A 26,645-nucleotide genomic window follows, 5' to 3' on the forward strand; every position below is an offset into this window, starting at 1 on the left:
CATTGGTCATCGGTTAAGCGTTAGGGAATCACTCTCGCATGTGTTTTTATAATAATAATCTAAATATTAGTGCATCTATGTCTCCTCGTCCCCCACCTACTCTTGAAGACTCTCTTCGGGAAATGTTTCCCGAAGAGTGGTTAAGACAAACTGCCAAAGAAACTGGCCTTATAAAACGTGAACGTAAAATTGATCCTGTTGTCATCTTTTGGGTTTTAACTCTTGGTTTTGGTGTACGCTTGCAGCGTACACTTGCCAGTTTGAAAAGAGGATACGAAAAAGAATCAAATAAGACCCTAAGCGATAGCAGCTGGTACTATAGATTCACTCCTGAACTTGTTGAATTTCTTCATCAGTGTGTTATTCACGGCATAGAAGAGCTTGCAAAAGAACCTGGTAGAAAACTTAGCAAAAAACTCGAAAACTTCCAGGATATTCTCATTCAAGACAGCACAATTGTTCGTCTTAACTCATCTTTAGCAGACAAATTTCCAGCAGCAAGAGCAAGAACAGTAGCTGCTGGGGTAAAAGTGGGAGTTATGGTAAGTGCAGTTGCTAATGGACCTAAAACAGTTGCTCTGTATTCTGAAAAAACAGCTGAGATCAAAACATTGAAAATCGGTCCATGGATCAAAGACCGTATTCTTCTTGTTGATCTTGGTTTTTACAAAACTCAAATGTTTGCAAGAGTTGAGGAAAACGGAGGATATTTTGTCTCAAGAATAAGGAAGAATATGGATCCGATTCTTGTTTCTGTTGAAGAGGGACTTTCTAAGACAAAAAGCAAAGAGTTCGCGGGAGAACCTGTTAGTGAGTGTATTAAACAACTCTCTGGAAAAGATATTGATGCAGTTGTAAAAATATCATTCAAAAGAAGAGCGTATAAAGGCAAACAAAAGCGGGATGAGATGCTTGTACGTCTTGTTGCGGTATATAATGATGAGGATGAAAAGCATCACATATATATCACAAATATTCAGAAAGATGTTTTGAATGCAAAAGACACTGCAAAATTATATGGAGCAAGATGGGACATAGAACTGCTGTTTAAGGAATTGAAAAGTAAATACGCTCTTGACGTTCTTGAAACAAAGAATGTGCAGGTAATTGAGGCTCTAATATGGATAGCAATGTTGACACTAATCGTTAGCAGAAGAATTTATTCTCTTGTAAGAAACTCAACAGCTCATCCTGAAAAAATGGCTCAATATACGCAGTTACGTTGGAGCACAATATTTGCAGAGAATGCATCAGATTTGTTGACCGTAATTCTGAATAGATGTGGAATTCAAAGAACTTTTGAAACGATAATGAGTGTATATGAAAGTCAAGCATTGGATCCGCATGTAAACAGAGAAAGGTTTAGAGAAGAATGGTTTTAATGAGAATGAGACATGAAAAACACTATTGGTAGATGGAAATAAGTTCTTAACCGATGACCAATGAAAATGGTTCTGATTCTCAAAAAGAGTCGGAAAATTCCGGCAATTCTATGTTAATTTGAAAAGAAAATGAATTCTACGTTAATTAGACAAGAAAATGAATTCTACGTTAATTAGACAAGAAAATGAATTCTACGTTAATTAGAAAAGAAAATGTAATGAAGGGAGATTTGAATTATTCTCCCTTTATTATCCTTGCAATGTCGTCTCCGACATCTGAGGTGGTGCTCTTGCCGCCCATGTCGTAGGTTTTGACTTTGCTGTCCAGGATATTTCTCTGGATTGCACTGACTATGTTGTCTGCAGCTTCCTTTTCTCCAAGCTGTTCTATGAGCATTGCGCCTGCCCAGATTGTGGCAATCGGGTTGACTTTGTTCAGGCCTTTGTATTTCGGAGCTGAACCGTGGATTGGCTCAAACATGCTTGTGCCGTTCGGGTTGATGTTTCCGCCCGGGGCAAGGCCGAGGCCGCCCTGGATCATGGCGCCGAGGTCGGTGATGATATCTCCGAACATGTTCGGGGTTACTACCACATCGAACCATTCAGGGTTTTTCACAAACCACATTGTAATAGCGTCAACGAAGTTGAAGTCCGTGGTAACGCCGGGGTGCTTTTCAGCAACCGCGCTGAACTCTTCTCTCCATAGGCCGTAGATGTCGGAAAGAACGTTTGCTTTATCAACAGATGAGACGTGTTTTTTCTGTTTTTCTGCAAGGTCAAAGGCGTACTCGATAACTCTTTTTGTACCTTCTTTGGAGATAAGGCCGATCTGGTACCCAATTTCCTCGCTGTCGGTCTCGATATCAAGGCCGAATTTTGCAGAGTATAGTGTCCTTTTGACTTCAAGGAGGTCTTTACTCTCTCCTTTTTTTGCCCTGCCGCCGATTCCTACGTAAAAGTCCTCGGTGTTTTCCCTGACCACGACAAAGTCGATGTCTTTTGAGGTCTTATCCTTGATTGGGGTCCAGACTCCTTCGAGGAGTTTTATCGGGCGCAGGTTGACGTACTGGTCAAAGTAAAAGCGCGCAGTTAATAAGATTCCCTTTTCAAGAACCCCGGGGGCAATCCTCGGGTCTCCGATGGAGCCAAGGTAAAGGGCAGGGTAGCCGGATAATTCCTTTAAGGTCTCTTCCGAAATCAGCTCTCCCGTTTCCAGGTAGTGATCTGCTCCATGCGGGTATTCAATCCATTCTACATCAAAACCGAATCTCTCGCCTGCGGCATCAATTACTTTTCTGCCTTCAGCGATGATTTCTGGGCCTATCCCGTCTCCGGGAAGGACCGGAATCTTATACTGCGTCATGTTTGTACTCCTTTCAAATTTACAGGCAAAACTGCCTTTTTACTGCGAGATGTCAAACGTGGATCAGGTCTGTCTTTGGACAGGTTTCCTGTTTTTCAGCGCTCAGAGACCAGTTTCCGGGCATACTCTATAAGCCCTCCCCCATCTACGATCTCGCGGACGAAATCCGGGAGGGGGGTTGCCTGGTAGGTCTCTCCTTTTGTTTTGTTTTGAATAACCCCTGTTGCAAGGTCTACTTCAAGTTCATCTCCGTCGTCGATCTTGTCCGTGTCCGGGCATTCAAGGACAGGGACTCCGATATTGATAGCATTCCTGAAAAAGATCCTTGCAAAAGACTTTGCGATTACACATGACACCTTTGACCCTTTAAGGGCAAGAGGGGCGTGTTCGCGCGAGGATCCGCAGCCGAAATTGCTTCCTGCGACCACGATGTCATTTTCATGAACATTTTTTGCAAAATCAGGGCGTACGCCTTCAAATGTATACTTAGCAAGCTCTCCCGGGGTATTGAAAATCAGGTACCTTCCGGGAATTACTGCATCCGTATCCACGTCATTTCCGAATTTCCAGGCTCTTCCTTTCATGAAATCACCGTAATTTGCTGTAATTAAACGCTGTTGATTAAATGTTCACGATCTCTAAGGTAGGATGCCCGTTACTTCAGTGGCGGGAGGTATTCCTTCCACTTCCAGGTATTCCTTCCACTTTGTTGGATTTCTCCACTCTGCTTTGGAAACGAATTTCCTTTGCAGGTAACACGGTTTTGGAAAACCGTCTCCTCTCGCCAATGTTGGACATGCTTGTTGTGTGTAACACATCGCCCCTACCTCTCAGGACTTTTGATGCTACACGATAGGGAAGTGGACTGAGGAAGCATCCAAATGTATCATGACATATCCAACGGAGTCAATTAAGACTTAGGCTGGTCAATCAAGGCTTGCCGAAACAAGCCTCCCACTTTAATGGAGGGTTATTGACTGCCTGTGACTCAGCTAAACTCACAGGGTTGAAGTATCACAGGTAATATTTAAATTATTTTCTGACAGGTTATAAATATGGTTAACAATTCCTACCGTTTTACGGTTACTTTTGCCCGGAAAACTTTAGTAAACAAATACTCTGCCTTAAGCAAATTGCTCCGGGGTTTGAGCTGTTGTTTCTTCTTTTTCCTCTCTTCAGGGCTCAAGAGCACTTGGCTCTCCTCCTCCGTGCCAGCTCCTCCTCGGGTGAATGCGTACCATATGGACAGATTCTGAGTGGTCATCTACTATCAATGCAGCTCCCCTTTCACTCCCCATTTTCTTCAGGTAAGCCCTGAGGCTTTCCTGCATATATAGGGGCCGGGAGGTTTCAAGGGCAAGTATATCATCACTTGAGGTGAGGCGGTGGCAGATCAGAAGGTCGCTCTGTGAGACAACATCAGGGTGAAGGCTTGCAGGTCTCTGGGTTGCCAGTACCAGGGAGAGACCGGGCTGCCTGCCCTGCCTGAGGCAGCGGTTAATAAGCACTTCCGAAGCGAGGCTTTCCCTCCCCGCGGGAACGAAAATATGAGCTTCATCTATGAAAAACCAGACCATGGGGAACTCTTCTCCTTCCGTTTTTTCTCCCATCTGCTTTTTTTCATAGGCCCTTCTTGCCTCAAGTCTCTCTGCATAAAGCCTGCCTGCAAGAATTGATACTGCCGCAGCGCAAACGTTTTCGTTTTCAAGGGCGCTTACATCAAGGACTGTTGTCCTGCCCCCTGATATTAGTTCTGATAGAGGCGTCCCTTCCTTTGAAAACAGACCCCAGGACTTCACAGCCCTGAAATAGTTTTCAGCAGCCCCCTTAGATGCTGAATCCGAACGCGTATCCAGGAAGATCTCACTGATAACGTCTTCAAAAGAATATGGTTCGCCTTTTTCCCGGAGGGATTCAATAGTCCTTACGAGCATAATTCCAAGAGGAGAAACCTCTTCAATCTTGAGGACCCTGCACCACTGGCTTCCGGAGAGCTCCCGGATTGAAATCGAAAAAGGCTTTACCTCTATGTTTCGCCTCTTATAGGCTTCTACCTTTCCTGCCGGCACGAAAACCTCGATTTCGAGTCCTGTGGGTACAATGTCCCAGTTTTTTAGTCTTCCTGCCTCGGAAGCATTCGGATAACTCATTGTCCAGAAAATTCCCATGGTATCGATAATAAGGGATGCAAGTTTTCCCTTAATGGCGGGAGGGAGAAGGGCAAGTTCTTCCAGCATGCACCCCATCGTATAGGATTTCCCGTACCCTCTTTTCCCACAGATCAAAACAGCATGAGGTTTAAGGGCATCCAGATAAACGGCAGCTCCCCTCGAATGGTCAAGTGCCATATAGTTTCCAAGAAACAGGAGCCCTTCTCCATCATTTTCTTCGTTACCAAGAATACGCAATGTCCCGCTGAATTTTCCTCCAAAAGCAGGTCTGAACTCTTTATTTTCCCCTTCAGGCATCCTTGATAGTATCGGACTGATAACTACTTAAAATAATTTGTTTAGATTGGGTAAAATAAAAGTCTCTATCTTTAAGTTTTTCAGGCTTGGATCTCGTTTTGAGGATCCTTTTTAAAGCTCTTCGCTGTTTTGTATGGATTGAAAATAATTGTTCAGTTGGGAAGCAACCACACCAGAAAGATAAACATTTATCTTGAATGTGATTTCCCACTATAAATTTTTTCAAATATTATCTGTGTTGCATCTCCGGATTCAGGAAGTGAATATAAATTATCCACTTGAAATAGTGATGAACCAAAAAATCTTCTATTTGAGAAAAAGGGGTAATCAGGGATTGAAAGACCATTCCAACCCTGAATATCTAATGAAAAATTGAATCATTTGAAAGTTTCTGAAGATTTCAGTAACTTCAAAATACTTCAGTAACTTCAGAATACTTCAGTAGCTTCAGGTTATTATCTTATCCAGCTGGTTTGTCTGGGCTGCCTTTTTGATTTCCTGAGCTATTCTCCGTCCGGTCGAGAGGTCTTCCTGGATCAGGTCTGCGTAAGGGGAACCTGAAACGTAAAGGTTTGTTCCTGCAACAATCCTGGCTGAAATCTCAAATACCTTAATTTCAAGCTCGTCCGTAAACACCGTTTCAAGGCAGAAAGCCCCTATCATCCCGCCGAAAAGGCCAAGGGATTCTTCAACCACTCTTTCTCCAAGAGAGAAGATCAGAGGCAAGAGTGACTCCCTTGCGACGAGGGGTACGTTTCCTGTAACCACATATGTCGGGCGGATACCTGCTTCTATAAGTTCTCTGGGAGAGCCAAGCCTGAAGATCTCATCAGCATTGGATTCTACCCTGCGGTCCATGCTCAGAAGTTCAAGGCTTCCTTCGCTTAAGGTATATCCTTCGTTTCGGATCGGGGAGTAGAAGTAATGCAGGTAATAGCGAGTTCCTGTAATGAACTCCTGGATAGTGTGTTTCTGCGTGTGGTCAACGAGTTCCTCGAATTCCTCGTAGGTTTTTGCAACGAAGAAGCCTTTTCCTCCTCTTGCTCCGTCGTACTTAACCATCACAGGCCCATTGATATCATGAGGATCATCTATTTTTCCGGGCATGTGGATGCCTGCCCCAAGGAGCCATTCCCGTTCTTTATTCCGGTCAGACTCCCACTCCAGTACAGCCCTGTTTCCGAAGGTAGGCACAGCCATCTCTGCAAAATTCTCCGTGCCCAGGTAAGCTACAAATGAACCGTGCGGGATAATGATGGTGTTTCTTTTTCTGAGCTCCTCGGCCTTATTCATGATATCTGCATAACTGTCGACAATAAGGTACTCGTCGGGTTTTGCTTTGGGAAATGCCTCGTAGAATTTGGGCGGTTTGCCAACGCAGATCCCCAGAGTTCTGAAACCTTCTTTTCTAGCTCCATCAAAAATTTGAAGGCTTGAGTGAGAACAGACGGTTGCAATAGTAATGTCTTTTAAATCGTAATTTTTCAGAAATTCAAGAATCTGCTGTTTTGTGATCATAATTGCTACCAGCGGAAAATTTAGATTAGAATATACAATGTTATATTTAAGGTTAAGGGAAGGATTCTATATATAAATATAGTAGTGGATCTATAATAACCCGCGGAAAATAAAACTTTATATCAAGATCGGTGCAAAGTAAAATATAGAGTATAATTTCAAAACTGATAATAAGGTTTATTAACTCAGGAAATACGCATGAACGGGCTTGAAGACAGAGAAGGTTTATCTGAAACCGGCGAGCCTCCCCAGGGGCCTGGATCCGGGGAGCAGGATAACAGGGTGCTTGTTCTCCCTGTAAACGGTGACTCAAGAAAACTTACCCAGATCCTCTCCAACGAAACATCCGTGAAGATCCTTGAACTTCTCGGAAAGAAAAGCATGTCTGCAACCAATATTGCAGAAGAGTTGAACCTCCCCCTTACTACGGTCAAATATAACCTCGATTCTCTGGCCGAATCCGATCTGATTAAAGTCAAACAGATTAAATGGAGCCAGAAGGGGAGGCAGGTCAAAATCTATGAATCAATGGAAAAGCTGATTGTCCTCGTCCCTTCAAGAAATTCTATGGACAAACTTTCCATTATAAGTTTGCTGCAGAAATACATGGGAGTAATAGGGGCAGCTTTCTTTGCAGCTGCAGGAATAGAGTATCTCTCAGTCTACCTGCGGGCAAAAAGTATCATCGATGCCACTGATACTTTGCAGAAGGGGATAACGGGACCCGCAAATGAGGCTTATCCAGAAGCAATGATTATGGGGGACGTTGAAAACGAAAGCTTGAGCCCTAAAGCAGAGGTTTATGAGTCTACTTTTGACCAGGCAGTGCCAGAAGAGGAGGCAATGAACGCAAGCTATGAGCCTTTTGCTGGGCAGCAGGTAATGGAAGGCGGGAACGCTGAAAATCTGTCTTCGGGGGCGGAAGTTCTCCAGGAAGAAGTGGTTGCGGAAGTCTCTGTCCCGGAGACTCTGGACTCAACTCCGGAACTGCCTTCCGTCCCTTCCGAAGGGCTCACACACTTCGGAGGAATCCATGGGCTTTATGATTCCCTTTCTCTTCACCCGGGGGTCTGGTTCCTTTTCGGGTGCATCTTTGTAATATTTTTGGTGATTTTAAGAGAAGTCTATTATAAGAAAAAAACCAAGTAATCAGGGATCGTATGAGAGTCGCTTTAAAGCTTGCATACATAGGCACCGAGTTTCATGGATCCCAGATCCAGCCGAATGTCGAGACCGTGGAGAAAGAACTCTTCAAGGCTCTTCGGAACCTCAGGATTATAGAAAGCCCCAAATCTGCTAATTATACTTGTGCGGGCAGGACTGATGCAGGAGTTCATGCCTTCGGACAGGTCATCGCTTTTGATACGGATAAACCGAACCTGGCAATTCCCAGAGTCGTCAACTCCGAACTTCCTCCAACCATATGGGCATGGGCTCATGCGGAAGTCCCCTGCGACTTTGACGCCAGGAGGAGTGCGGTTTCCAGGCACTACCGCTACGTGATGAGCGGTGAAGAGTTCGATATTTCAAAGATCAGGGAAGCTTCAAAACTGCTGCTCGGAACCCATGATTTTGAAAATTTTTCCCGATCAGACGGAGAAAAAAGTACTGTTCGTACTCTGGAGAGAATCAATGCCCGTGTAGATGGGGAACTTACAACGATTGAAGTCGTTGGCAATAGTTTTCTCTGGAACATGGTCAGAAAAATAGTGACCGCCCTCTCAATGATCGGAAAAGGGGTGCGTGATAATGACTGGTTGCTCCAGATGCTAAATCCCGAGATTTATGAAGAAGGAATTGAACCGGCTCCTCCCTATGGATTAACCCTTATGGGAGTAAACTATGGAGGTAATATAGAATGGATTGAAGATAATTACTCAATCAAGCGGGCAGGTGAGCAGAACCGCAAACGCATTCTCAGGTACAGGGTAATGGCTGAGGTGCTGGAAGAACTGATTTCCCATGAGTGAATAATATTTTAAAGGTGAGAAGTCACCTTTCTATCTTCCCTTCTATTTTCAAACAACTTTTACCTTACTTTATTCTATCTCAATAAGGCGTGAGGACCCCTTCCTCGGCGGCTCTCAAGCCGACAGGGAGGAGTAGTTCACATCCTTCTGGAAAATAGTTATTATCCGTGTGAGACTCCTGTGTACTCTCTGTACATAAATCTCAAGAACCTTAAGTCCTGCCTTCTCTCCGTATTCTAATGATGCCTTGTCCGAGACAACAATCGCGATGCCTCCGGGTTTTAAGACGCGGTGGATTTCTTCAAGGGCGCCGGAATATAGTTCTTCTAAGGATCCGGCAAGGATTGCTGCCGACCTTCCGTAGGGCGGGTCGGTGACGACGGTATCGATTGTAGAGTCCTTTAGCGGGATCCTGCAGGCATCTCCCTCCATCAGGATGTAATCCAGTTCATAGGCTTCCAGGTTCATGTGAGCCCCGAGGACAAGTTTTTCCTGGGCATCTATCCCTATGACCCTTGCACCCACAAGCCCGGCTTCTACAAGTATGCCTGCAGTGCCGCAGAAAGGGTCAAGGAGGAGCTCTCCCGGCTTTATCCCGGAAAGGTTTGTAAGGGCGCGGGCAACTCTTGGCATAAGTACGCCAGGGTGAAAAAAAGGCTTGTTCTGGGGGGTCCTGGCTTCATATGCGCTCCTGTCAACCGAGGACAATAGAGTCCCAAGTACAGCTTTTTCACTCAGGATGAGCCGGAATTCTACATCAGGGCTCTTCAGGTTTGCCCTGAACCCTTTCCTGTAGATGAATCCTCCAATTTTCTGCTCAAGGGACTCGCACGGAAAGTCAACGTGGTGTTTGATCCTTTTTGCCCTGACAACAAAACTTTCTCCTTCCTTGATATATTCTCCAGGTTCAAAGGCTTCCGCAAGCTTCATGACCGCATCAGGATTGTTTTCGGTAATCCCTACAACTTTCAGTATATGGTGGGTCATTGCCAGTCTTTCAGTTACAGGACCTTTAAGGGCTCTTTCAACATCCTCTTCTCTGCCTGCGATATCCACTACAAGACACTGGTCGACTCTTGCATGGGGCCGGAAATCAAGCCTCTCAATTTTGAGGCAGGCAAGGATTTCGGCAGCTGGCAGTTCTTCGTGCTCTCCAGAGAGTTCAAAAGCGTATAACATTGATGATCAGAAATAAGTTGATTAATATAGTTCAAAATGATCTTCAGGCAGATTGAAATAGTCTAACGAAATTCAAAATAATTTCTTGCAGGTTAGGGAACAAAATATAAAATATCATATATTTAAAAGTGTGTTAAGCCTGTGTTTTTATTTAAGTTTGTTTTTTCATTTGTGTTTTAAGAAAAAAGTTTCCTGAACAGGGGGCAGCCTGTAAGAGATCAATATATGATAGGTCCGCGTGTAAGAGATTACATTCAAGAGGTCTGCCTGTGAAGCAGGTTCTATCCTTCAAAATATCCTTCAAAATATCCTTCAAAATATCCTTCAAAATATCCTTCAAAATATCCTTCAAAACATTTTTTCCAGGGCTTCCCTGCCAGTCATTCCTATCTCAATTCCAAGATCTCCGGCAAACTTTGTTACCTCGACAACAGTGGCTTTGAGCATATCTTCAAAACTCTGCACACCTTTCACTTTTGCTGCCGTATCCCCGAGTGTCTCAGCGGCACTGACATTAAGATAGCCGCACATCAGAAAACCCTTCTCTGCCCTTATAACCAGCAGAGGATATTTCTGCATCTCAAATCGGAGGCCAAGTGCGCACCCGTTTTCAAGTGGAATCTGTTCAATGAGCATGTTTTTCTGAATAAGCTTCAAGCCAGATTAACTTTTGGGCTCGGTTCCGGTTCCGGCTCCGGTTCCGGCTCCGGTCAGGCTCCAATTTATTTTTTTGAGGATGTTTTTGAAAAACCCGGAAGGTTGACTGACTTCAGCTTTTTCTCCAGCAGTCAGGGTCTTGTTTTCCCCTGCTCCGTTTTCGTTCTCCACACTTTTATTCTCCGCACTCTTATCCCTATTCATTTCCATAGCCAGCATTTCGGCTTTAAGGCTTTCATTTTCCGAAAGCCATAGTGTAATGTTTTTTTCAGGGCCGAAGTTTCCTCTCAGTAATGTACGGTTATTTTCAAATTCAAGGCTTTTGTTCTCAAGACCTTCCGTTAATTCTGCATCAAGGCCCTGCGGGAGAGTAATCGTAACCTTTGAGTTCGGAGTGCCCATCAGCCATATGTCTGTTCCGGGGCCTGCTTCTTCTTTGAAACTATAGGTTACACTGGCGCGGTTTGTAATTGACGAGGTTTTATCAGTCCTTCCGAGGGTTTCTTTCGAGACCCAGAACTCAACGTCTCTTAACTCAACAGTATCCGAAGTCGAGTTGAGCCTTACATCAGGTTCTTCTTTTATGGCTTTCTCCATTTTGTCCCTTAAAAGAACCTCCATTTTATGGATTTCCCAGGCATTAACAAAATTGTCATTGTTGCCCGTTTCTCTGTCTATGAGATTCCTTAAAAAAATAGCTTCGTTATCTGTAGTTTTCTCGTCGTAATTCCACGTAATCCCGTCCCTTTCCAGTGTGATATTGTTTCCTGGAATAAAAGCAGCAGAGCAGGGTTCTGCAAGAAGGGCAGGGATGAGGAAAGTTGCCAGTAAAAGACTGGCTAAAAGGAGGTGATGCAGTTTCAAGGCTGTCAACTCTTTTTTATTCGTTCTTCATCTTATTCGTTATTCTGTTTTTTCTTTTTCCAGGACTTATTTTGTTGTGACTTCACATCCGTCCTGGGTTATTATTACCGTATGTTCTGCCTGGGACACAAGCCCTCCGGCACTTTCAATAAGTACGGGATAAGAGTGGATAATTCCGGCTTTTTCAAGCTGGATCAATGAAAATTCAAGTTTGTCTGAATTGAGCCAGCGCTTTGCAAAGGGGAGTTCCCTGTACTCTTCTACCTGTTTCAGGACGTTTCTGATTGCTGGCAGACGTACAGGCTTTTTCCTTATAAGGCTGTATATCTCTGCCCAGCTGCCGTCGTGTACAAAGCCTGTTCCGTTAGTTGCAAAAGGTTCGATTGCAAGTACATCACCTTCCTTCAGGACAACTCCACCTTCTACGTGTTTGTTGGGCACTGAGGGGTTGTCATGGGCCTCATACTGAGAAAGCCCATGGCCTGTGAGGTTCATAATAGGATTTAAGCCGTAGCTGCGGATACTCTCCTCTATTGCAGCTCCTATTTCCCCTGTGCCGACCCCCGGCTTCATGAGGTCAATAGCTGCTGCAAGGGCTTCTTCCGAAGCTTTTACGAGATCTGAATTGCCTGAAAGGTCCACAGTTACTGCCGAGTCTGCTATGTATCCGTCCACATGGACTCCGAGGTCCAGCTTCACTATATCTTTTCCAAAGACATCCTTATCCCCTGCTTTGGGAGTTGCATGGGCAGCTTCCTGGTTTCTTGAGATATTGCAGGGGAAGGCAGGCCTGCCTCCAAGCTCTATGGTTTTCTTTTCCACAAATTCAGCAACTTCAAGCAGGCTGTTTCCGACTCTCACCATATCTACGGCTTCGGTCCTGACAATCTTCAGAATCCTGCCTGCTTCTCTGTACTTTTCATGAATATCTTCTCTGTTGTATACATTATCTGTCATGTTGACCTCAAACTGAATGATTTCTCATAAACGTATCCAGGCTATATACTGGCTGTAAGCCTTATTATAGCAATATTATGCCATTAGTCCTGGCTATGAAATCCTATCTGTGCAAACCTGAGTTATAACCCCTTATTTTGGTCGATTTCTGCCGTATTACTTCTTATTTCCTGTAATACTACTTATTTTCTGTAATAATGCTTATTTCCTGTATTTCCGGGCTATATTAGGCAAATTTTGATTACAATCTGGTTGCTTAATTTATATAAATGATTTTAATACAAATTTCTTTTCTAATCCTGTAAGGTTTTCACATCCTGTTTCGGTTACCAGCACCATATCCTCAAGCCGGATTCCCCCAATTCCGGGATAATACAGTCCGGGCTCGATTGTTATCACATTACCTGCTTCCAGAAGCACACCATTTTCTCCTACGCCGGGAAGTTCATGGATGTCAAGCCCGACCCCGTGGCCTGTAGAGTGAGTGAATCCGGCTTTTGCCCCGCTTCTGTAAGTATGATAGCCTCGTGCTTCAAAAAGGTCACAGACGGAACTGTGTATTTCAGCTGCCTTGACTCCGGGTTTAACCATTTCCAGAGCTTTTTGTTGGGCTGCAAGTACAGTTTCATACATTGCCTTTAGTTTTTCCGAAGCCTCACCCCTGATCACGGTACGTGTCATGTCTGCAAAATAGCGCTTCTTTTTGCTCCTTGGGAAAATATCCAGGATGATCGGAGCATTTGCCCTGAGAGGTCCATCCGTAGTTCCGTGAGGGTTTGCAGTATTCTCTCCGCAGGAGACAATTGTCTCTTCGGCTTCACACCCAAAATCCAGCAGAGTATGGTCAATGACTGAATTCACTTTAGCCCCTGTAAGTACCTGCCCTTCAAGGTAGAGAATGCCGTCCCTTTCTTCTGCTCCTGCTATCAGGGCAATTGCTGCCTTCATAGCCATTTCCCCTGCCATCTGGGCGTACCTTATGGCTTCAATCTCTTCCGGTCTCTTCAAGCTCCTCATTTTCCTGAATGGGCTTTTTATAGGCACTACGGTAAAACCTGCTTCTGTAAGATAGTTTGAATAAAAAACCGGAAAATCGTAGGAAACTGCAACTTTTTTTACCTTTTCTCCAAGAAGCAGTTCGGATATGCAGGCTGCATAGGCAATAGATGCATCCTTTTTCTCCTTGATTTTCTCGCGGTACCCAAAGTCCTGAGTGGTTTTTATAGACGAGACCCTTGACTCGATTTCAGCTCTTCCGCGCTCCATTTCCGAAATGAAAAGAACTTCTTTTCCGGCTCCTGTTTGCAGATAAATGAAATCGTCCGATGCCAGGAAGCGGGTTGCATAGTAAATATCGGCATTATGAATACCCCCTGTCATCAGGTAAGCATCTGTTCCTGCTTCCTCAAGGGCTTTTTTTATGCTGAAGTCTGGCTCTGTCATGCAAGGTAATTCTTGCGTTTGTAGATAAAGTTGTTATCGTCGGCTTGCATGCGTGCATGTATATGGATCCTGAGCATGGGATACAAATTTTCAGGGGGCATTGCTCATTTAAGTGTCGGCTTGCTTTCGTTTTTGTATGCTAACTTTTTTATCTTCCCTTTTCATCTCCCCTTTTCATCATCCTTTTTCATCATCCTTTTTCATCATCCTTTTTCATCATCCTTTTTCATCATCCTTTTTCATCTCCCTTTTTCATCTCCCTTTTTCATCTCCCCTTTTCTTTATTCTTCTTTTCTATCTCCTTCAGCCCGTTTCCAAGAACTAAAAGCTCCTCAAGCATCGTGAAATAGCGGTTAAGGGAAGCCGTCATTTCATCCGAAAACCTGAGAATACATACATATTTTCGTTTTCCCCGCTCTTTTACCCACACTCTGTCCTCTGGATTGTCATCTTTCAGGTCGGCGAAAATCTCTGCTGCGCAGCCCAGAATCATTCGAATGTTTGATGTCAGGTCCCTCTTTATTCTATCTTTTTTAAACTCAAGGTAGTCGCGGGATATGTCTGTCTGAAGTAGCTGGTTCCTGTGAACCCAGTACTCATTGCGGTTGATGTGCTCTTCGACAATATCCTGTATGCGGAAGGGCAAGTCCTCAAGGCGTGACAGTTCATTAACCTTTTTTTTGCCAGTTTCTGCTTTTCCTGAGTAATCTTCGCTTTTCAGAGGAGGCACGTTTGCTTCTATTTCCCTTTGAATCCATTCCAGAGCGAAACTTTTGGTGGCTTCGATAAAAATGAGAGTCTCCTCTTCCATTTTTTCTCTGGTACTCTTCATCTTCTTGCAGAGATCGCTAACTCTGCCGGCGCTTTCTTCGGAACAATCTGGAGTATGGGGCCCAATTCCCATTTTTGTAACCTCCTGCTTCAGCTTTATTCCTTTATTCTTCTTTCTTTACATGTTTTTTTCGGGAAAAGTTTCCAGTGCTTCAGATCATGGTTCTGACCGTGAATGTGGAAGTTAAAAGGGTGTTCAGAGAAATCATGAGGGCCAGATTAGGAGATAACAGGTAGAAGTTAAAAGGGTTCAGAGAAATCAGGAGGGTCATAGCAGGAGAATAACATGTAGAAGTAAAACAGGTAGAAGTAAGGTCCTCAGGGTCAGGAATTTCAGGATTGATTAACATAAAAGCTGGATCAACTGATCAAAATTACACATTATGAAAAGCAGGTTTGGAAAAAGTATATTAAAACAAATTATGTAAAAGCAAATTATGTAAAAACAAATTATGTAAAAGCAAATTATGTAATAACAAATTATGTAAAAACAATCTAATTAAAAAAATAAAGAAGCGCCCGGACCGGGATTCGAACCCGAGTCGGAGCCTCGACAGGGCTCCATGATAGGCCTCTACACTATCCGGACACTTCGGTCGTTTTAGTTGCTGTTTTGCCCGCGCTGCGAGCAAACCTTAAATGTCTCTCTAATATATAAATGTTCCCGTTGACTTGAGTCTGTTCTGGATTAAGTTCCAGGTCCCGCCTCCCAGACTCGAACCGGGGACATCGCGGTGCCTGCGCAGAGATGTACGGGGTATTTCCCGCACGAACCGAACTACAGCCGCGCACTCTACCACTGAGTTAAGGCGGGACGATGATACTGATCCAGTGTTGCATTGTGCTACACTGCCTCAGTGCACCATCTCCATATATGGTGATGGTATTTATGTTTTTCGCTGGTGCAGGTGATAATTGCTGACATTTATATCATTTTTCATATTTATCAAAAATACTTTTGTATATTACAGCGAACATAAAGCATAATTACAGTAAGAAAATGAACAGATTTCACAATATGGAAGGGGTAGGGAATATGGTCACCCAAATCTTTACGAACGCCAATAGTTTTGATACGGTCAGCATCAACCTTGGAGACACTTTTGTGGTAAAACTCAGGGATCAACCCGGAGAGCACCTGTACAGTAAGGATAACCCTGTTGCCGAAACTGTATGGAAGATGGAAGCCGAGGAGGGGCTCAGACTGCTCCGGGAACAGTTTACTCCGGATGTCCCGGATACAAAGACTGTTCCAGGGGTTCATGAATGGGAATACGAGGCTGTAAAAACAGGCACCTGGGAAATTGAAGGCAGTTATACTATTTTCCGCTTTGGGGGCGAGGAGAAGTTCAAACTAATTGTTAAGGTTATATAAAAATTTCCTTGAATTAAAATATTTTTATTTTTCGGAGGCTCCCTGAGAATATTAAAAAACTGCCTCGAATGGCTGAAAATATAGTCTTACCAGTTGAGGATTCTTAAAATACTTGAGTTCGGCAAAATACCTGAAAGGTTGAAATACTCCTGAAAAATCCTATCTGCATGGCAAATCCTGTTTAAAAATCCCATTTTAATATCGTGAACTGTTAATGGATTGACTGTTGATGGATTGACTGTTAAGACAGGTACAGTAAAAAAGATGTGAAAAGAACCCGAAGGTCCCCCTCGATATTTTTTTGCCTCAGATATTTTTGGTTTTATTAGAAGGTGTTCAGTTCTCCCTTGATAACCATTTCTGTGATTTTTGTCACATTGGAAAGCCAGTCGTCAATTACAACTTCAGCTTCCGATTTGACCGTTGCAAAGGAGGTGCCTTCTTTTGGAATGATCTGAGCGCTTGCCACAAGCGGCTGGTCAATGGGCTTTCCGATCTGGGAGAGCAGCCTTATATTGACGTCATGTACGTCAGGAACCTGTTTTACTATATCCCGGGCCATCTGTGTCGAGAGGAGGTTGTAGATTTTTCCGATATGGTTAATCGGGTTCTTTCCACTGGTTGCCTCCATACTCATAGGCCTGTTAGGTGTGATCAACCCATTGCAGCGGTTTCCGCGTCCTACAGAACCATCATCTCCCATTTCAGCTGAGGTTCCGGTGACTGTAAGGAAGATACAGCTCGTTTTCAGGTTATCGCCTGTGTTAATCTGGACCTTCACGTCCCGCTCAGTATAGTGCGTTGCAAGCTCTTCCACATAGGTCTTCATTTCTTCAGTCATGCTTATGTAGCTGTCCAGATCGTCAATATACCTCCCTATCATGCCGCTGCATATCGTAAGGGTTATATCTTCCCCATCCCTGAGCCCCATAACCTTCATGTCTTCTCCTATTGCAGGCATGCGGGACTTCAGATCGGTAAGGAGCTGCCTCTCTGTATTGTAGACAATATTTTCAAGTTCTGAAAATGGGGCATGTCCAACTCCGAAAGAAGTATCATTTGCAACCGGTACCCTATCTCTCTTGAAGACATCTCTGAGGTCTGAAGACCCTGTCCCGAGTTTGCAGTCCATGATCACGTCTCTCTCAAGATCCATGTTCACCAGGGTATTTTTCAGGTACTTGCGAGCAGCCTGGAGGGCTACGGACTCGGTGGCAAGCTCGGTGCCTTCGAACTCTTTAGTGGCTCTGCCCACAAGGAGCATATATATGGGCTGCAGTACCTCTCCGCCTCCGAATCTCGGGCTGGATCTTCCGGCTACAATCTGGGTTTCATCAGTGTTGTGGTGGAGTATAGTTCCACATTTGGTTATGTATTCCCTGCATAGCGCTCGGCTTACGGCTTCGGCAAGTCCGTCCGATATGCTGTCAGGGTGCCCTATTCCTTTGCGTTCTACAAGCTCTATCCGCTGCTTTTCAATCGGGGTTTGCAAAAGCTCTTCCACTTTTATATTTCGGGCCATTTGGATCCTCTTTTTTCAAAATGATGGATACTTTTATTACTAGATGTCAATATTACCGCTTTATTAATCTTTAGTCTGTTGGCGTAAGCAATATACTTTCTTAGTGGTAAGTTTCAAATTAAATACTAATGTAATCACAACATTTATAATATTATTTATATGACTCGATAGTCTGTTTCTATTAAATTACTACGGCTATATAATAGTTCCCATGTATTCATTACCTGTAGTAATATTCGCTTTATATAGGCTGTCTTTCGGCTTTAACATCACAAAATTAGTCTATTTTCATCATATTAAAATTTATTTCACTGTTGGCTGAATTATCCTTATCAACAGGGTTTCAAGAAAAAAGGTTTACATTGAGCTTCACCGTGAAGTCTATATTATACAAGAGTATTCTGAATAAATGTTTTATACGGAATGAGCATACCCGGGGTAAGCTTCCCGGCAGATCACTTAGATCACTTAGATCACTTATTAGAGGACAGAGCAGATGATTCGCATTGCAATACCCAATAAAGGGCGCCTTCACGAACCCACAATGTCTCTTTTTAAAGATGCAGGGCTTCCCATTAGCGGAGGAGCCGAAAGCCGAATACTCTTTGCAAAAACTACGGACCCTGAGATTCATATTCTCTTTGCCAGGGCTGCTGATATACCTGAGTATGTACAGGACGGAGCTGCAGATGTAGGTATTACAGGAATGGACCTGATTACGGAAAGAGGGGCAGATGTTGAGGCTCTTCTGGACCTTAAATTCGGGAGGGCAAGCCTTGTTCTGGCGGTCCCTGAGGACTCCACTTTCCAGAAAGCCCAGGATCTTGAAGGCAAAAAAGTGGCAACCGAGTTTCCGGAGATCACGCGCCAGTACTTCAAAAACCTTGGAGTTAACGTTGAAGTTATAAAGGTCAGCGGGGCCTGCGAAATGACTCCTCATGTGGGAATTGCGGATGCCATTGTAGACATTTCAAGCTCAGGGACAACTCTCCTGATAAACCACCTGAAAGCTATCGACACAGTCTTTTCTTCCACTGTCCATCTAATCTCTAACAAAAAAAGCCTCAGGGAAAAGGACAAAATCCTGGATATAAAAACTGCACTAGAAAGTGTGCTCAATGCAAAGAATAAGCGATATTTGATGATGAACGTTCCCGAAGCTTCCCTTCAAGCAGTAAAAGAGGTCCTTCCGGGAATGTCAGGTCCAACAGTCATGAAGGTCGAGTCCAGCAAATCGTCTGCAGAATCGTTCCTTGCTGTTCATTCAGTTGTGGATGCAGACCTGATCTTTACCCTGGTAAACAAGCTCAGGAAGGTCGGTGCAAGGGATATACTTGTTGTTCCCATCGAAAGGATCATGCCCTGAAAGGAAAATTTCCTTGAAAAATTAAAGACATAAAAATAACCGAAACAGAAGGATGGTTTTCTTGCAGATATGCCGGAGATGTGGTTTTCTATGGTTTTTGAAGTGATTCCTGCAGTGGATATGAGGGGAGGAAAGTGCGTTCAGCTGGTGCAGGGTGTGCCTGGCAGTGAGCTCGTATCCCTTGAGGACCCTCTTGCAGTTGCCCTTGACTGGGTCGGAAAAGGGGCAAAGACCCTTCATCTGGTAGACCTTGACGGCGCAATAGAAGGGGAACGAAAAAACGCTCCCATTATCGAAAAGATAGTCAGGATATGCCGGGAGAAAGGCGTGAGTATCCAGGTTGGAGGAGGCATCAGGAGCTTTGAAGATGCAGCTTCCCTTCTTGAGCTTGGGGTTTCAAGGGTAATTCTCGGAACCGCCGCCCTCCAGAATCCTGAACTTGTAAAACAGCTTTCCAGTGCCTTTGGAAACTCATGTGTAAACGTTGCGCTGGATGCAAAGAACGGGAAAATCTCGATCAAAGGCTGGACTGAGGAGTGCGCGCAAACTCCTGTCGAAATGGGCAGGAAGTTTGAAGAGCTTGGAGCTGGAAGTCTTCTTTTTACAAATATCGATTCCGAAGGCCTGATGCAGGGGGTAAATCCCCTCCCGACAAAGGAACTTGTAGAATCGGTCAGCATCCCTGTAATTGCATCCGGAGGGGTAAGCTCTCTGGAAGACCTTCAGGTCCTGAAGAAGACCGGAGCTGCTGGGGTTGTGGTAGGCAGTGCCCTTTATATGGGCAGGTTCACTCTCGAGGATGCGATTAAGGCTGTCCTCGGTGACTGATCAGGCTGCTTGTTTTTACCTCTGAAGAGGCCTTATTCATCAGCCCATTTCCTTCTTTTTTCCGGAGCAAACCGAATAATCAGGGACAGGTAAGCAAGGAACAGGTAAGCAGTTAGATACAAAGTATTTAATTATTTTAAAAGAGAATGTGATGGTGTATGAGAACCGGCAGAATCTCCCGTAAGACAAAGGAAACCGATATCCAGCTTGAGCTTAACCTTGATGGTAATGGCATTGCAGATGTCAGTACAGGGATTGGATTTTTTGATCATATGCTTACTTCTTTTGCAAGGCATGCCGAGTTTGACCTTAAAGTGCGTGCCGAAGGCGACCTTTATGTGGATGAGCATCACCTCATTGAGGATACGGGAATAGTCCTTGGAAAGGCTCTTGCCGAAGCTCTCGGGGATATGGCAGGAATAGCCCGTTTCGGGGAAGCCAGAATCCCAATGGATGAAGCTCTTGCCGAAGTTGCCCTGGATGTCGGTGGGCGCAGCTATCTTGTCCTGAAAGCCGATTTTGTTGCCCCGCAGGTAGGGCAGTTCAGTACCCAGCTGGTGCGGCACTTCTTCGAGACGCTCGCCTCAAATGCGAAAATTACCATACACGCCAGTGTCTACGGAGATAACGACCACCACAAGATCGAGGCTCTCTTCAAGGCTTTTGCCTATGCCATGAAACGGGCTGTAAAAATCGAAGGCAACGAGGTAAAAAGCACGAAAGGAACTCTCTAACACCCGAATTGCGCTACCTGAGTTGCGCCACCCGAATTGCGCCTCGGGAGTACGCAGTCCTTTTCACTCGCTTCGCTCGCTCAAGAGGACTAACTTGGCTTAGTTTGGCGGCAATTTTCTTAACGTTTAACTCGTTTCACTTTTTGATTTGTTCGTTTTGACCCGCCACTCATTTGCAAATACCAGCATTGATTCCGGCCTTAGCTGGCCAACAAGGCAAATGTTCGCTGTTTTTGCAGCCTCGACTCCGGAGTCAAAGGGCATGGCTTTGGTGGCGACAAGGGGGATTCCTGCACGTGCTGCTTTTGTAATCATGTAGGCAGGCTGCCTGCCTGTGGAGAGCATATAGAGCTGTGACAGGTCAAGCCCTTTCAGGAATGCGGTTCCTACCACCTTGTCCGCGGCGTTGTGTCTTCCGATATCGACAATCTGCGCTGCAAGCTTTCCTTTTCTGTCTATAAGGGCTGCAAGATGAGTTCCTCTGGTTAGCTTGTATGTCTCAGATTCGAGATGATCCGTACCAGCAAAAAGGGCTTCTGGATCAAAAACAGCATCCGAATCTACGAAAATCTGTGCCCTGGCTGCTTTGTCTCGCGGGGTTCGGCTTTCCTTTTGAGTCAGGATATGGACCTCATTACCTTCCATCCCAATTCCCGCAATCTCTCCGTAACTGATAGCCCCCTCTGTTATCAGGTGTCCGACTGCGAGTTCTTTTAGCTCAAAAGGAGAGGAAAAAAGGGTCGTAAATGGTTTCCCGTCCAGAAAAAGTTTAACAGGGACTTCCCTTGCAAGCAATACTTTAGTGTCTTCGGCCCTGCCGTCGGAATGGATTCTTCTGGCAGGGTAAGGAGTGGTGTATCTCTCAGGCATTTTCTTTCTAATATTCCGATACGTTTTCCAGACTTATTATTTCATTGATAGGAATCCATTGTTTATTGCCTGTTTACCCTTTAGAATGCCCCTGCAATTTCTTCTTTTTCTCTTAATTGCTTATTATTTCATAATCTCCACTGCAGTCAAAGTACGTTTCATCAGTATCGAATGTCATTGTTAGGAAGTTATTATTGGTAGGCGATGGTCCTATATTGTAAAGGTTTACTGCTGAGTCGTTATATGGCCACCAGCTAATCAGGGTATTTCCGTCAACCTGTAATTGAGTGCCGGATAAGTATGATGGAAGTTTGTAAGTTAAAGTTGATTCATAGCCTGAATAATCTTTTACCCATATTCCTGTGACTTTCCCTTCATCCTCTAATTTCTCATTAATATACATTTTAACATTAAATCTGAAGTTTGTGATCTGGTTAGCGCTCATATCTGCAGTTCCGGACGTCTGGTCTCCATCTATTACAAGCTTTACAATGTCATTCTTTTTAAGTTTCGTTTCCGAATCATCAATTTTAATCCAGTAATAGTTATTATTTCCACTATTTCCATTATTTTTAAATTGAATGTAAGTTCCCGAGGAAATAACTCCCCCCTTCTCATTTTTGTTTAATATTATTCGTCTTCCATGAATCCGTTCACTCCCTGATTCATCCTCATCTTCATCGGATTCAGAATCGTCAGCCTCTCCAATGTCCAGACTGCCTCCAGCTCCAAGTTCCGCACAGAGTACAGTTTTATTGACGTAGATGCTGTAATTATTGCCTGTGGGGAAGAAAGAAAGGCACACGTAGTCATCCGTGGAGTTTATGGTGTAATCAATGCCATATTCAAGTTCTTTTTTTGCCGTATTGTTAAGGTAAGTGGCCCAGGCATCCGTATAGTGGGTACAAATGGTCAGGTTGAAAGAGTCTATGGGTCCGTCAGCTACGGTGTACACGTCACTGTTGAGGACAGTGTCTATTGAGTATCCGGTAAGGCGCAGGGCAGTGGGGGTGCTGGATGATATTGATTCAGGTTCTCCTGTAAGGTTTATGGCATTAATGGTAACTGTATAATTATCGTTCGTTTCATTTTTCTGTATCTCGAAGGAAGGTTTTCTTTTCATCTGAGAATTCTCTCCCTGAGCGAGAATAAGGGCCCCGTTCTCATATCTGAAAACCTGATCTGGGTATTGCCTGTTTTCTGAATAATAGGTAACGCCCCCACAGTCAACTGTGTGGGGGTCATCAGGATGCTTGGCAAGAGTTATATTCATTGTACACTCTTCGGTGTTTACTGCAAGCTTACCGTTAGATTTAGAGGGTTCGAATACCGGGACATCTCCCCCTCCCATGCTGAAAGGAACAGTTGCGGAAAGACCATATGGATAATTGATGTCCGAACTCATGAACCGGGTGAATATGTCTGCCCTGGTTTTCACGTCCTCCATATTGCTCCATGCATCATAACTATAGTCTCTTTCCGCATCAATTTTCCATTCCGGGACATGGCTTAGTTTGACCACAGAGATTATAGTGAATGCAAGCCCCAAAAGCAGCACAGCTGCAATAGCAATTGCAGCTGCGGATTCGGATTTCAATAGGCTTTTCCGAGACATTTCTTCCTTTCCCCTTGTTTCCTGGTTCAATATCAGCTTAGATTCCTATTCCCGGTTCTACATTTACGATTGTCTTACTCACATAGAGCCTGTTCAGGTTCTTTCCACCTGACTCGGAAGGGAAGGTTAAACTCACGCTGTTATTTGTTGGTCGTTTAAGGTCATAGTTTTTTATCCTTGCATCTATTATTGTTTCATTGAGATACAGCTCCCAGGCATCAGGGTGGTCAGTATTAATCGTCAAAGTGAAGGAGCTTATGTTGCCTAAACTGTCCTTATCGCTGTCATAGAGGGGCTTAAACTTTTTGCCAGTGAGGCGCAGAAAGCATCCTGTATTCGAGGATATGACGTCGGCTGGTGAATTTATACTTTTAGCGATCTCCACAAAGTGTATCGACACATTATATCCATTTGCCGGCGCTCTGGAGAAGCGAATCGAAGGGTAAAGCATCATCGAAGACCTTTCCCCCTGGGAAAGGATCAGAGCTCCTCCTTCGTAAGTAAAGTCCTGGTCTACATAATACCTGTTTTGTGAAGAGTAGCTTACAGTACCGTATTGGGTTGTATTGCTCCAATTCCCCGATTCGGATACTGCAGTTACCTTCATTTTGCATTCTTCCTTGTTTACTACCGAAAGAGTCCCGCTGGACTTTATAGTCCCGATAAGCGGGACATCTCCCCCTCCCATATGGAAAGGTACGTTCATAGTAATAGTGTTCGAGGAATCTGGGTCTGATGCCAGGACTATGGTCATTAAGTCAATTTTTGATTTGAGATCTGCCATGTCCTCCCAGACATCGTTCATATGGGAATACTCTGCATCGTTCTTCCATTCCGGGATGTATCCAATCCTGACTACCGAGAATACGCTAACTATGATTGCCAGTAGCAACACTGCCCCCACAACGGTTGATGATGCAGATTCCGAACGGAGAAAAACGGGATTGCTTACCTGTGAATTTTTTGAATTTTTTTCTTTCATATGACTTCAAACCCCCTGATTCGGATGCCCTTCTTCATGAATTAATACTCTAGGTGGATACCTATGAAATCAATCCAGCCCTCTTTATCAGCTTGATTAGCCGCATTCGGTGTAGTTGATATCTTTACTACGAGATTTTCTAGATCCGTGGCGTTTTTCACGTATGGAGTTATGTCGAATTCTTTTTCTACAAATTCGCCGTAATCGAGAGATACGTCGCCCTTTTTAGTGAGATTAAAAGTGACCGCTGGAGATCCATTATTAATTTCCATTTCCAGTTTCGCACTCTGGTCATGTATTCTATAGACAATTTTCAGGAGAACTTTGGAAAATAATGTGTTTTCTGGAATGTATAGATCATCTAAACTTCCAAATGTAAAATTTTCATATATATATTGCTTTTGTGGAAAGTCGTTCACTGTAAACTGTCCATCACCGGTTTTATCAACTAATTCCTGATCCAGCCATTTCCCCGTGTAACTATCATATACACTTCCATAAGGATAAGGGGTTATCCAATCGGGGAGATCCCCGAAATCTCTCCAGAGTATTGTCTTCTGAATCGCCTGGCCGGATGCCGTGTGCACGAAGTAGAGGTCGATGGCATCTGCATCTGTAATCTCAACCTTACTGCTGGTGTCGATTACAATGCAATCCCTGAGAGATAAGACGGTATCAGAGGAGTTTTTGCCTTCGGGGTCAAGGACTTGGAATTCAGACATATTGAATTCTACATGCTGTCCGTCAACGTTGAGTATTATCTTGATGTCTTCAAGATCAATTGGCTCGCCCCCACTGTGGAAGATCTGTATGGTGTCTTTTGATCTGTCGATGCTTTCCTGTAGGTTGGTATGTGGAGTATGCGGGGGGTCCATTGATCCCTCATCCGAAAACACTGTAAGAGCGACTGCAGAAAAAGCTAGCACAACAATAGCTATCATTAACACCGCTCCCATTACCTCTGAGACTGCCCGGCAGTCCTGACCAAGTGCCCTGCACTTTTTATTCCCCCCCGCGATAAAAGTCACCCTCTTCAAAATTATACACTGTCTCCTGCATTGTTATTTATTGGATATTAACTTGTCTCTTAAATGACCTCTTAAAAATAGCAAGAAATTTTTAACAATCCCCTAACTTTCTTCAGAGTATTGCCTTCTTAATCACCTGTCTGGACTCCGTGTGCACGAAGTAGAGATCGATGTCATCCCCACTTTTGAGATCTATTTTACTGCTGGTATTGATTTCGATGTAATCCCCGAGCGTAAAAACATCTTTAGAAGACAGCCTGTTGCCTTTGTGGTCAAAGACTTCGACAATGGGGTCAGACATATTGAACTCAGCCTGCGTTCCATTGACGCTGATTATGACCTTGATGTCTTCAAGATCAATGGCTTCCCCTCCGCTGTGAAAGATCTGCACCGTATCTGCACTTGTATTGATCCTCTCCTGCAAATCAGTACGAGGAACATGCGGGGGATTCATTGCCCCATCATCTGAAAACACTGTAAGAGCTATTGAAGAAAAAGCCAGCACAACTACAGCTACCATGAGCACCTGCCCTATTACCTCTGAAACTGCCCGGCAGTCCTGACCAAGTGCCCTGTATTTTTTACCCTCCACGATAAAAATCACCTTCTATAAATTTCTTGCCTAACTTCCTATAATGTTGTTGATTGAATATTAATCTGACTGTCTTAAAATAATTATTTTTGCCCGTTGAGCTCTTCAGGAAACATTTATAAAAAACAAGTAACATAGTTACTGAATAATATATGACAGTCTCGGAAAAAAATTTATATACGAATGAAGAATATCTTTGAGTGCAGTTATAAAAAGTATTAATTGTAAATATGTGTATTAAAGTGTTAAAATTCAGACAGGCTGTCCTGTCTGGATGTCTTTAATTCAGGAGGGAGTAACATATGGATCTCAAAAAAATATTTAGGAACGATAGGGCAGTGTCCCCGGTAATCGGTGTCGTGCTGATGGTTGCAATCACCGTCATCCTCGCCGCCGCAATCGGCTCATCTGTCTTTGGCCAGGGACCTGCCAAATCAGCACCACAGGCGAACATAGATATTAAGGCAATAAACGCCACAAGCAATGGGTGGATAAAATTCGAACACCTTGGTGGCGATCCAATTCATTTCGAGAGTGGTAACTCTACAACAAAGGTCATGGTGTCTGTTAATGGAGGGAACTCTATTGACTTGAATGCTACCGCCATTGGTACTTTTGATGTCGGTGACATACATGTGATGAATCTCAATACGAACACTTCTGTGAAGTCGGGTGAAAGTCTCAACGTCAAGATCATCGATGTACAGACCAAGCAGCTGATCTGCGACAAGACTGTAAGGTTCTAAACTCAAATGGAAAGCACCTTCTTCAGGTGCTATCCTTTCTCTTTTCTTTTGTTATTTTTTCTGGATTAAGCTTCCTTTTGTGCCTCATCAGATTTTTGAAGGTCTGATTGACGGCCTCTGGGAAAATATTGTGAAACATCATATTGTGATGGCTGAAAGCCTTTGTTTTCAGAATTACAGACTGCCGCAGAATGTATGAAGATTATTTTTGGTTCTTCGTGGGATCTCAGATCTTTGATTGTGATAATAAAATGTTTAATCCTGTGTAGCTGCCCGTTTTAAAATCACTTTCCTGAGCACAGGGGCACTTTCTTTGGTGCAACAGTATTCTAAACTTCTTTTGTAGAGAACAAAT

The 26,645-nt window shown here is 44.0% G+C and carries 25 protein-coding genes and 2 tRNA genes; 8 read left to right on the forward strand and 19 right to left on the reverse strand.

The features are described 5' to 3' along the window. The first annotated feature begins 77 nt into the window (after nucleotides 1–77). Nucleotides 78–1,382 (forward strand): IS4 family transposase, encoded by a 1,305-nt coding sequence (locus tag EO98_RS05025; RefSeq protein ID WP_048140102.1) that lies wholly within the window; start codon nucleotides 78–80, stop codon nucleotides 1,380–1,382. A 235-nt stretch (nucleotides 1,383–1,617) separates the two neighbouring features. Here EO98_RS05025 and EO98_RS05030 read toward each other — a convergent pair whose 3' ends face one another. The 4 genes from EO98_RS05030 to EO98_RS05050 form a co-directional block, all read right to left on the reverse strand. Further along, nucleotides 1,618–2,745: an isocitrate/isopropylmalate dehydrogenase family protein gene (locus tag EO98_RS05030; protein ID WP_048134900.1), complete on the reverse strand. Its 1,128-nt coding sequence runs from the start codon at nucleotides 2,743–2,745 to the stop codon at nucleotides 1,618–1,620. Between the two features lie 95 nt (nucleotides 2,746–2,840). Then, nucleotides 2,841–3,329, reverse strand: coding sequence for a 3-isopropylmalate dehydratase small subunit (locus tag EO98_RS05035; protein ID WP_048134901.1), 489 nt, complete (start codon nucleotides 3,327–3,329; stop codon nucleotides 2,841–2,843). 591 nt (nucleotides 3,330–3,920) lie between these two features. Then, nucleotides 3,921–5,213, reverse strand: a complete 1,293-nt coding sequence (locus EO98_RS05040; protein WP_048140048.1) for an ATP-binding protein — start codon at nucleotides 5,211–5,213, stop codon at nucleotides 3,921–3,923. 447 nt (nucleotides 5,214–5,660) lie between these two features. Continuing rightward, a complete protein-coding gene (locus EO98_RS05050) occupies nucleotides 5,661–6,731 on the reverse strand; it encodes a formate--phosphoribosylaminoimidazolecarboxamide ligase (RefSeq protein WP_048140044.1) in 1,071 nt (356 codons plus the stop codon). Between the two features lie 198 nt (nucleotides 6,732–6,929). On the opposite strand from EO98_RS05050, the gene EO98_RS05055 reads away from it, so the two are divergent. Next, the gene (locus EO98_RS05055; protein ID WP_048140042.1) at nucleotides 6,930–7,880 is read left to right on the forward strand and encodes a transcriptional regulator; all 951 of its coding nucleotides are present in this window, start codon (nucleotides 6,930–6,932) and stop codon (nucleotides 7,878–7,880) included. 11 nt (nucleotides 7,881–7,891) lie between these two features. Beyond that, entirely contained in the window at nucleotides 7,892–8,701 is an 810-nt protein-coding gene (gene truA / locus EO98_RS05060; RefSeq protein WP_048140040.1) for a tRNA pseudouridine(38-40) synthase TruA, read from the forward strand. 114 nt (nucleotides 8,702–8,815) lie between these two features. On the opposite strand, the gene EO98_RS05065 is transcribed toward truA, so the two are convergent. From EO98_RS05065 to EO98_RS05110, 9 genes are all read right to left on the reverse strand, one after another. Further along, a complete protein-coding gene (locus tag EO98_RS05065) occupies nucleotides 8,816–9,880 on the reverse strand; it encodes a TRM11 family methyltransferase (RefSeq protein WP_048140038.1) in 1,065 nt (354 codons plus the stop codon). A 348-nt stretch (nucleotides 9,881–10,228) separates the two neighbouring features. Next, nucleotides 10,229–10,516, reverse strand: coding sequence for a YunC family protein (locus tag EO98_RS05075; RefSeq protein ID WP_048140101.1), 288 nt, complete (start codon nucleotides 10,514–10,516; stop codon nucleotides 10,229–10,231). 27 nt (nucleotides 10,517–10,543) lie between these two features. Beyond that, nucleotides 10,544–11,401 (reverse strand): hypothetical protein, encoded by an 858-nt coding sequence (locus EO98_RS05080; protein ID WP_082098479.1) that lies wholly within the window; start codon nucleotides 11,399–11,401, stop codon nucleotides 10,544–10,546. Between the two features lie 66 nt (nucleotides 11,402–11,467). Beyond that, entirely contained in the window at nucleotides 11,468–12,358 is an 891-nt protein-coding gene (gene map, locus EO98_RS05085) for a type II methionyl aminopeptidase (RefSeq protein WP_048140032.1), read from the reverse strand. A 261-nt stretch (nucleotides 12,359–12,619) separates the two neighbouring features. Further along, complete coding sequence (locus tag EO98_RS05090; protein WP_048140029.1) at nucleotides 12,620–13,801, reverse strand: Xaa-Pro peptidase family protein; 1,182 nt, start codon at nucleotides 13,799–13,801, stop codon at nucleotides 12,620–12,622. Between the two features lie 265 nt (nucleotides 13,802–14,066). Continuing rightward, nucleotides 14,067–14,705: a hypothetical protein gene (locus EO98_RS05095; RefSeq protein WP_048140026.1), complete on the reverse strand. Its 639-nt coding sequence runs from the start codon at nucleotides 14,703–14,705 to the stop codon at nucleotides 14,067–14,069. Nucleotides 14,706–14,784: 79 nt separating this feature from the next. Next, a complete protein-coding gene (locus tag EO98_RS05100) occupies nucleotides 14,785–14,982 on the reverse strand; it encodes a hypothetical protein (protein ID WP_048140024.1) in 198 nt (65 codons plus the stop codon). Nucleotides 14,983–15,148: 166 nt separating this feature from the next. Further along, nucleotides 15,149–15,221: transfer RNA gene (locus tag EO98_RS05105), tRNA-Asp, on the reverse strand. 111 nt (nucleotides 15,222–15,332) lie between these two features. Continuing rightward, nucleotides 15,333–15,446 (reverse strand) — tRNA-Tyr (locus tag EO98_RS05110). 222 nt (nucleotides 15,447–15,668) lie between these two features. On the opposite strand from EO98_RS05110, the gene EO98_RS05115 reads away from it, so the two are divergent. Continuing rightward, nucleotides 15,669–16,007 (forward strand): protease inhibitor I42 family protein, encoded by a 339-nt coding sequence (locus EO98_RS05115; RefSeq protein WP_048140022.1) that lies wholly within the window; start codon nucleotides 15,669–15,671, stop codon nucleotides 16,005–16,007. Nucleotides 16,008–16,332: 325 nt separating this feature from the next. On the opposite strand, the gene EO98_RS05120 is transcribed toward EO98_RS05115, so the two are convergent. Further along, entirely contained in the window at nucleotides 16,333–17,529 is a 1,197-nt protein-coding gene (locus EO98_RS05120; protein ID WP_048140020.1) for a methionine adenosyltransferase, read from the reverse strand. 496 nt (nucleotides 17,530–18,025) lie between these two features. Here EO98_RS05120 and hisG point away from each other — a divergent pair, with 496 nt between their 5' ends. From hisG to hisB, 3 genes are all read left to right on the forward strand, one after another. After that, on the forward strand, nucleotides 18,026–18,895 hold the full coding sequence (hisG, locus tag EO98_RS05125) for an ATP phosphoribosyltransferase (RefSeq protein WP_048140018.1): 870 nt from the start codon (nucleotides 18,026–18,028) through the stop codon (nucleotides 18,893–18,895). 90 nt (nucleotides 18,896–18,985) lie between these two features. Beyond that, complete coding sequence (hisA, locus tag EO98_RS05130; protein ID WP_048140016.1) at nucleotides 18,986–19,723, forward strand: 1-(5-phosphoribosyl)-5-[(5-phosphoribosylamino)methylideneamino]imidazole-4-carboxamide isomerase; 738 nt, start codon at nucleotides 18,986–18,988, stop codon at nucleotides 19,721–19,723. Between the two features lie 158 nt (nucleotides 19,724–19,881). Then, entirely contained in the window at nucleotides 19,882–20,457 is a 576-nt protein-coding gene (hisB, locus tag EO98_RS05135; protein ID WP_048135366.1) for an imidazoleglycerol-phosphate dehydratase HisB, read from the forward strand. A 126-nt stretch (nucleotides 20,458–20,583) separates the two neighbouring features. Here the strand turns inward: hisB and EO98_RS05140 are convergent, their stop codons facing one another. From EO98_RS05140 to EO98_RS05160, 5 genes are all read right to left on the reverse strand, one after another. Then, nucleotides 20,584–21,327, reverse strand: coding sequence for a formate dehydrogenase accessory sulfurtransferase FdhD (locus EO98_RS05140; RefSeq protein ID WP_048140014.1), 744 nt, complete (start codon nucleotides 21,325–21,327; stop codon nucleotides 20,584–20,586). A 112-nt stretch (nucleotides 21,328–21,439) separates the two neighbouring features. Continuing rightward, entirely contained in the window at nucleotides 21,440–22,942 is a 1,503-nt protein-coding gene (locus EO98_RS19095; RefSeq protein WP_235283575.1) for a hypothetical protein, read from the reverse strand. Nucleotides 22,943–22,979: 37 nt separating this feature from the next. Continuing rightward, nucleotides 22,980–23,924 carry a hypothetical protein gene (locus EO98_RS05150; protein ID WP_048140012.1) on the reverse strand — a complete coding sequence of 315 codons (945 nt, stop codon included), beginning with the start codon at nucleotides 23,922–23,924 and terminating at the stop codon, nucleotides 22,980–22,982. 41 nt (nucleotides 23,925–23,965) lie between these two features. Continuing rightward, nucleotides 23,966–24,952 (reverse strand): type IV pilin N-terminal domain-containing protein, encoded by a 987-nt coding sequence (locus EO98_RS05155; RefSeq protein ID WP_235283579.1) that lies wholly within the window; start codon nucleotides 24,950–24,952, stop codon nucleotides 23,966–23,968. 112 nt (nucleotides 24,953–25,064) lie between these two features. Next, nucleotides 25,065–25,544 carry a type IV pilin N-terminal domain-containing protein gene (locus EO98_RS05160; RefSeq protein WP_048140095.1) on the reverse strand — a complete coding sequence of 160 codons (480 nt, stop codon included), beginning with the start codon at nucleotides 25,542–25,544 and terminating at the stop codon, nucleotides 25,065–25,067. A gap of 302 nt (nucleotides 25,545–25,846) precedes the next feature. Here EO98_RS05160 and EO98_RS05165 point away from each other — a divergent pair, with 302 nt between their 5' ends. Then, nucleotides 25,847–26,290 carry a type IV pilin gene (locus EO98_RS05165; RefSeq protein WP_048140010.1) on the forward strand — a complete coding sequence of 148 codons (444 nt, stop codon included), beginning with the start codon at nucleotides 25,847–25,849 and terminating at the stop codon, nucleotides 26,288–26,290. Nucleotides 26,291–26,645 lie beyond the last annotated feature (355 nt).

The sequence above is a fragment of the Methanosarcina sp. 2.H.T.1A.6 genome, from assembly GCF_000979455.1.
GTDB lineage: Archaea > Halobacteriota > Methanosarcinia > Methanosarcinales > Methanosarcinaceae > Methanosarcina.

Coding starts and splice junctions, on each gene's coding strand:
- EO98_RS05035 (WP_048134901.1), bottom strand. CDS start 3,329: ATGAAAGGAAGAGCCTGGAAATTCGGAAATGACGTGGATACGGATGCA.
- EO98_RS05050 (WP_048140044.1), bottom strand. CDS start 6,731: ATGATCACAAAACAGCAGATTCTTGAATTTCTGAAAAATTACGATTTA.
- EO98_RS05140 (WP_048140014.1), bottom strand. CDS start 21,327: ATGCCTGAGAGATACACCACTCCTTACCCTGCCAGAAGAATCCATTCC.
- hisB (WP_048135366.1), top strand. CDS start 19,882: ATGAGAACCGGCAGAATCTCCCGTAAGACAAAGGAAACCGATATCCAG.
- EO98_RS05165 (WP_048140010.1), top strand. CDS start 25,847: ATGGATCTCAAAAAAATATTTAGGAACGATAGGGCAGTGTCCCCGGTA.
- EO98_RS05120 (WP_048140020.1), bottom strand. CDS start 17,529: ATGGCCCGAAATATAAAAGTGGAAGAGCTTTTGCAAACCCCGATTGAA.
- EO98_RS05090 (WP_048140029.1), bottom strand. CDS start 13,801: ATGACAGAGCCAGACTTCAGCATAAAAAAAGCCCTTGAGGAAGCAGGA.
- hisA (WP_048140016.1), top strand. CDS start 18,986: ATGGTTTTTGAAGTGATTCCTGCAGTGGATATGAGGGGAGGAAAGTGC.
- truA (WP_048140040.1), top strand. CDS start 7,892: ATGAGAGTCGCTTTAAAGCTTGCATACATAGGCACCGAGTTTCATGGA.
- EO98_RS05055 (WP_048140042.1), top strand. CDS start 6,930: ATGAACGGGCTTGAAGACAGAGAAGGTTTATCTGAAACCGGCGAGCCT.
- EO98_RS05030 (WP_048134900.1), bottom strand. CDS start 2,745: ATGACGCAGTATAAGATTCCGGTCCTTCCCGGAGACGGGATAGGCCCA.
- EO98_RS05075 (WP_048140101.1), bottom strand. CDS start 10,516: ATGCTCATTGAACAGATTCCACTTGAAAACGGGTGCGCACTTGGCCTC.
- EO98_RS19095 (WP_235283575.1), bottom strand. CDS start 22,942: ATGTCTCGGAAAAGCCTATTGAAATCCGAATCCGCAGCTGCAATTGCT.
- EO98_RS05150 (WP_048140012.1), bottom strand. CDS start 23,924: ATGAAAGAAAAAAATTCAAAAAATTCACAGGTAAGCAATCCCGTTTTT.
- hisG (WP_048140018.1), top strand. CDS start 18,026: ATGATTCGCATTGCAATACCCAATAAAGGGCGCCTTCACGAACCCACA.
- EO98_RS05095 (WP_048140026.1), bottom strand. CDS start 14,705: ATGGGAATTGGGCCCCATACTCCAGATTGTTCCGAAGAAAGCGCCGGC.
- EO98_RS05115 (WP_048140022.1), top strand. CDS start 15,669: ATGGTCACCCAAATCTTTACGAACGCCAATAGTTTTGATACGGTCAGC.
- EO98_RS05065 (WP_048140038.1), bottom strand. CDS start 9,880: ATGTTATACGCTTTTGAACTCTCTGGAGAGCACGAAGAACTGCCAGCT.
- EO98_RS05025 (WP_048140102.1), top strand. CDS start 78: ATGTCTCCTCGTCCCCCACCTACTCTTGAAGACTCTCTTCGGGAAATG.
- EO98_RS05040 (WP_048140048.1), bottom strand. CDS start 5,213: ATGCCTGAAGGGGAAAATAAAGAGTTCAGACCTGCTTTTGGAGGAAAA.
- map (WP_048140032.1), bottom strand. CDS start 12,358: ATGACAGATAATGTATACAACAGAGAAGATATTCATGAAAAGTACAGA.
- EO98_RS05100 (WP_048140024.1), bottom strand. CDS start 14,982: ATGTTAATCAATCCTGAAATTCCTGACCCTGAGGACCTTACTTCTACC.